The sequence below is a fragment of the Bifidobacterium sp. wkB338 genome, from assembly GCF_003688325.1.
Taxonomy (GTDB): domain Bacteria; phylum Actinomycetota; class Actinomycetes; order Actinomycetales; family Bifidobacteriaceae; genus Bombiscardovia; species Bombiscardovia polysaccharolytica.
Map to the genome: position 1 here is coordinate 1 of NZ_NPOR01000006.1, position 5020 is coordinate 5020.

Here is a 5020-nt window from a genome sequence, read left to right on the forward strand (position 1 = left end):
ATGTTGGGGGTTTGGCCTTGTGGCTGTAAGCGTGTTGGGTGGTTGTTAATAGGTCGGGTTGTTAATAGGGGTCTTGCAGGGGTGCCCGTTCCTGTTCGATCGGGGAATGAGAACCAGATCGAAGAGGGCCAGGCATTGCCCCATATGCCATGGGCGGATGCGCAAGCATGGGCGCAACAGATCAGGCACGCAGCGCTGGATGTGTCCGTCCTGCTCGATCACGTCCACCGCGCGCAGGCAGGACCGGGCCCGCGCCGCGCAGTTGAGGGAGTTCCTGGACCGGCTGCTGACGGGCAGGACCCGGGAACAGATGGGGGCCATGGGCGCCAGGGCCTGGCGTAAACGGGTCGGCCGGTGCTGGAACATCAAGCCGGCAATCACACCGGACGGGGTGGTCCATCACACGCTCATGGCCGACGGCACGTATATGGCACACGGCTGGTGCCTCCTGATAGCGATCGACGGGCAGACGGGCCAGGTCATCGACCGGCAGTGGTGCCATCAGGAGAACACGGCGGCCTACACGGCCCTGTCCTCCCGCATCCCCGGGCCCGACGTGCTCATCACCGACGGCCTTCGCGGCGTGCAGAAAGCCTGCCATGCCTGCTGGCCGGGCACGCGCATCCGACGCCGCCTGGTGCACGTGCAACGCAACACCAAAACCGACCTGACACCTCAAACCACGACTTCAGGCCGGCAAGGAACTCAAGCGACTCTCCGACCAGCTCACCCGGGTCCATACCATCGAGGAAGCGGTGCGTTGGGGTGAGGCCTTGAACGCCTGGCACGAAAGATGGAAAACCCTCATCGACGAACGCACCATGGCCAAGGACGACCCAGCCAACCCCAAAGCCAGCCACCAATCCTGGTGGTGGACCCACCAGGAACTCCGCCGCTGCTACCGCAGGCCCGAACACCTCTTCCAAGACAGGCAGCCCTTCGCCTTCCTGGAACCCGAACTCACCGCCGGCGGGCCAGTGGGACGCACCACCAACCGGCTGGAAGGAGGAGTCAACCCACCCATCAAACGCACCCTCCTGCAACACCACGGCCTACCCGAGAGCCACATGAGACGCGCCTGCGAATGGCACTGCTACATGAAAACCGACAACCCCGACCCCGCCAGCCTGATCAGGGACGAACACCACCAGCCACAACCAGCACCCAAACGGGAAACCAGACAGGAACAGGACGAGCCCGAACACTACGGCACCGCCATCAACTGGAACGAGTTCCACACACCAGTCAGATACCCCAACACCACACTCTGACCAACACACAACCAAACCCACACACAGAACCTAAAACAACGCGTTTAGTTCCTATAGGCCGACTTTTAACCGTCACGCAAGCAATACTTGTATTGCGTCTCAGTGTAAAGTTCGCTGTAGCTTTTCGCGTTGTGGATTCGTATGGTGCTCGGGGTTTCGTCGGGCTGTGGATTGGGGCTGGGTATGGCTGGTGAGTTTCTGTCCCTTGAGGGTGTCTCCTATCATTACGGTTCGGGCGGGGCCGGCATCACCGACGTGTCCCTGCAATGCCCGCCTGGGTCATGGACGGCGATCATGGGGCCCTCGGGCGCGGGCAAGTCGACCCTGCTGAATTGCGCCTCGGGCCTGCTGCCGGTCGACCAGGGCTTGGTGCACATCGGGCAGCATGACCTGGCCCGGATGGGAGAGGCCGACCTGACACGTGTCAGGCGTGACCTGATCGGGTTCGTGTTTCAGGACTACAACCTCGTCGAAGCGTTCACATGCCTGCAGAACGTGATGCTGTCCTTCCTCTTCGGCGGGCCGCGCATCGAGGTCGACGACGCCGTGCGGGCCCTGCAGGCGGTGGGTCTGGATGGTTTCGCCGACGTCTATCCCTCGGACATGTCGGGCGGGCAGCGGCAGCGTGTGGCGGTGGCCAGGGCTTTGGCCTCGAGGCCCTCGGTCGTCTTTGCCGACGAGCCGACGGGCGCCCTGGACACCGCCGGCTCCCAGCTGGTGCTGGACGCCTTCGGCCAGGTGGCGGCGCGGGGGTCCACGGTGCTGATGGTGACCCACGACCCGGATGTGGCGGCCCGTGCTGGCAGCACCGTGTTCCTGGTCGACGGCCGCATCCACTCGGTGTGGTCGGGCTGCACGGCCGAGCAGCTGGCCATGCACCTGGCCGAGACCACGTTGAGCGGGGCCGACCGGTGAGCGCGGGCATGGCCTCCCCGGCCCAGCAGGCGAGCCGACCCTGGCGCAAGCGGCCAACAAGGGCCAGCCTGTCCTTCTCCCTGGTCAGGGCCCACCGCTCCTCCTACTGGATCATGTGCCTGGCCGTGTTCGCCGCCACGACCCTGTCCTGCGCGACCCTGCAGGCACGTCAGGCGGGCCTGGCCTACGACGGCCTGCACGGCCTGGAGGGCCTGAACGCCTACCACCGCATTCTGACCAAGGCCTACTACGACCTGGCATTGAACACTGTGTCGCTGATCGCGCTGGTGTTCTGCCTGCTGGTGACGGTGTTCCTGGTCCTGTCATCGGTGTCCTTCCTGGTCCAGGAAAGGCGCCGGGAATACGGCCTGATGCGGCTCAACGGCGCCTCGGGCAAACAGGTCGTGGCCATGGCCCTGCGAGAGTTCTCCCTGCCCCTGGCCCTGGCCGACGCCGCGGGATGCCTGGCCGGATCCCTGCTGACCGTTCCTGTGGGCATGGCCTTCATAAGGGCCATGGGCACCACGGACATCGACCTGCTCTTCCACCCCAGGGCCCGCCTGTGGGTGGCGGCCGTGGCCTTCGCCCTGATGATGGCGGTCTGCCTGCTGGGCGTGTGGCTGGCCACGCGCAGGCTCGGGGCCGAGACCCCCCTGAAGCTGATGACACAACCGGCCGTCAAGGACAAAAAGGCCAGCCGGTTGCGGATCGTATGCTCCCTGGCCCTGTTCCTAGCCTCTATCACGGTCGCCTTCATGCCGGTCGACCGCTCGGAGTCCTACGACCGGCTGCTGGGCTTGATCGTCCTACTGATAATCACCGTGTACGTGGCCGCCCCCCTGCTGGTCCCCCCGGTAGCATCCCTGCTGGGCCTGCTGGCCGAAAAAACCGCGGCCGGACCGGGCCTGCTGGCCCGGCAACGGGTCCGCAGGGGCAGGGCAGGCGCCACGGCCATAGCGTTGCCGGCCATGATGGCGCTGACCATTCTGGTCTCCTTCACCCTCATCATGCAGGCGGGCCGCATGAGCTCGGTGGTGCTCAGCATCGAGCCCATGAAGGCCGACGTGGTGGCCTCCTCGGACGACCTGTCCCAGGCCGGCAGGATCTCGCGCACGCTGCAGGGGCTCGGACGGGAGGTCGGCACAGCCGACATCTACCAGACCCAGCAATGGGTCCTGACCGACAAGCACGGAAACATCCAGATGGACACCTTCCCCCAGGTCACCTGGGCCCAGGCCCGTGACCTGGCCGACCCCAGCCACAAGGACACCGCCCCCAAGGTGCTCCAGGGCAGCCTGGCCGACCTGGGCGCCGGCAAGGTGGCCATAAGCAGAGCATACGACAACCAGCGCAAGCCGGGCGACACGATCACCCTCATCGACCGCCACGACAAAAGACACCAGGTCCAGGTCGTGGCCGTCATCGAGCCGCCCAAGACCACCCCCCACGTGAACATGGACATGCTCACGACCGAGGATGGCCTGCCCAGGGAGGGCGAGAACGGCCGACTGTACGCCTTCATCACCGCCCGCGACCACACCCAGGCCGACGACATAGCCCAACAGATAAGGGACACCACCCACAAGATCACCGCCTTGAACAGGCAGGACTTCATCGACGACTACATCAAGACCAGCATCAAGGAGCAGCAGGGAACACCGCTCATGATAGCCGGCGGCACCATCCTGGCCCTGATATTCCTCGTCCAATCTATAGCCATAGGAATCAGCGAACGACGCATGCAGAACCGGCGCCTCAACCAGATGGGCGTCACCCGCGGCGCCCTCGCCTGGTCAGCGGCCATCGAGACCACACTCGACGTCACCGCCGGCATCATCCTCTCCCTCGTCGCCGTGGCCATCACCGAGGCATCCGTGGCGATAAGCTTCGTCCGGGACGGGGTCGGCATACAACACACACCCATCATCGCAGACATCTTCCTACCCATGTCCCTCCTGCTCCTGGCCGTCGCCATAGCCACCACCATCCTCTGCACACGCCTCACCCACAAGAACCAACCCACAAAACACTAGAGGCCAGGCCAACCATGAACTTTATCCACGTCGTCAGGAAATACATGCCGGGGCACATTCTTGCATACACGGCAAGCCTTCTGCTGGGAATCCTCGCACAAGCGGTCGTCCTGCTGCAACCACAGCTCAGCGGAGCCCTCATAGACGGCGTGCAACAACACAAAGCAATCGTATTAATCGCGGTGCAATTGGGAATACTGTTCATTCTTGGCGCTGTATTGACAGCAATCCAGCAAGCCATACTAGGCACAATAGGGGAGAAATCATTATATTCCATTCGCAACAGCAGGCCTATAGGAACTAAACGCGTTGTTTTAGGTTCTGTGTGTGGGTTTGGTTGTGTGTTGGTCAGAGTGTGGTGTTGGGGTATCTGACTGGTGTGTGGAACTCGTTCCAGTTGATGGCGGTGCCGTAGTGTTCGGGCTCGTCCTGTTCCTGTCTGGTTTCCCGTTTGGGTGCTGGTTGTGGCTGGTGGTGTTCGTCCCTGATCAGGCTGGCGGGGTCGGGGTTGTCGGTTTTCATGTAGCAGTGCCATTCGCAGGCGCGTCTCATGTGGCTCTCGGGTAGGCCGTGGTGTTGCAGGAGGGTGCGTTTGATGGGTGAGTCGACTCCTCCTTCCAGCCGGTTGGTGGTGCGTCCCACTGGCCCGCCGGCGGTGAGTTCGGGTTCCGGGAAGGCGAAGGGCTGCCTGTCTTGGAAGAGGTGTTCGGGCCTGCGGTAGCAGCGGCGGAGTTCCTGGTGGGTCCACCACCAGGATTGGTGGCTGGCTTTGGGGTTGGCTGGGTCGTCCTTGGCCATGGT

3 protein-coding genes and 2 pseudogenes are annotated in these 5020 nt (G+C 63.6%); 3 read left to right on the plus strand and 2 right to left on the minus strand.

Annotated elements, in window-relative coordinates; all coding sequences use genetic code 11:
- Positions 1–45 precede the first annotated feature (45 nt).
- Positions 46–321: a hypothetical protein gene (locus CI603_RS09140; protein ID WP_259465442.1), complete on the minus strand. Its 276-nt coding sequence runs from the start codon at positions 319–321 to the stop codon at positions 46–48.
- On the opposite strand from CI603_RS09140, the pseudogene CI603_RS01195 reads away from it, so the two are divergent.
- The 3 genes and pseudogenes from CI603_RS01195 (at position 218) to CI603_RS01205 (ending at position 4219) form a co-directional block, all read left to right on the plus strand.
- Positions 218–1271 (plus strand): annotated as a pseudogene (locus CI603_RS01195) (IS1249 family transposase). The gene CI603_RS09140 and the pseudogene CI603_RS01195 sit on opposite strands and share 104 nt — an antisense overlap.
- A 141-nt stretch (positions 1272–1412) precedes the next feature.
- A complete protein-coding gene (locus tag CI603_RS01200; RefSeq protein ID WP_015021175.1) occupies positions 1413–2186 on the plus strand; it encodes an ABC transporter ATP-binding protein in 774 nt (257 codons plus the stop codon).
- Positions 2183–4219, plus strand: a complete 2037-nt coding sequence (locus CI603_RS01205; RefSeq protein ID WP_121912720.1) for an FtsX-like permease family protein — start codon at positions 2183–2185, stop codon at positions 4217–4219. Before CI603_RS01200 ends, CI603_RS01205 begins: the two co-directional genes overlap by 4 nt.
- Positions 4220–4567: 348 nt before the next feature.
- Here CI603_RS01205 and CI603_RS01215 read toward each other — a convergent pair.
- Positions 4568–5020, minus strand: a pseudogene (locus CI603_RS01215) (IS256 family transposase); the annotation flags it as partial.

Excerpts from the sequence above, each read along its gene's own strand:
- CI603_RS09140 (WP_259465442.1), bottom strand. The coding sequence starts at position 321 with ATGGCCCCCATCTGTTCCCGGGTCCTGCCCGTCAGCAGCCGGTCCAGG.
- CI603_RS01200 (WP_015021175.1), top strand. The coding sequence starts at position 1,413 with ATGGTGCTCGGGGTTTCGTCGGGCTGTGGATTGGGGCTGGGTATGGCT.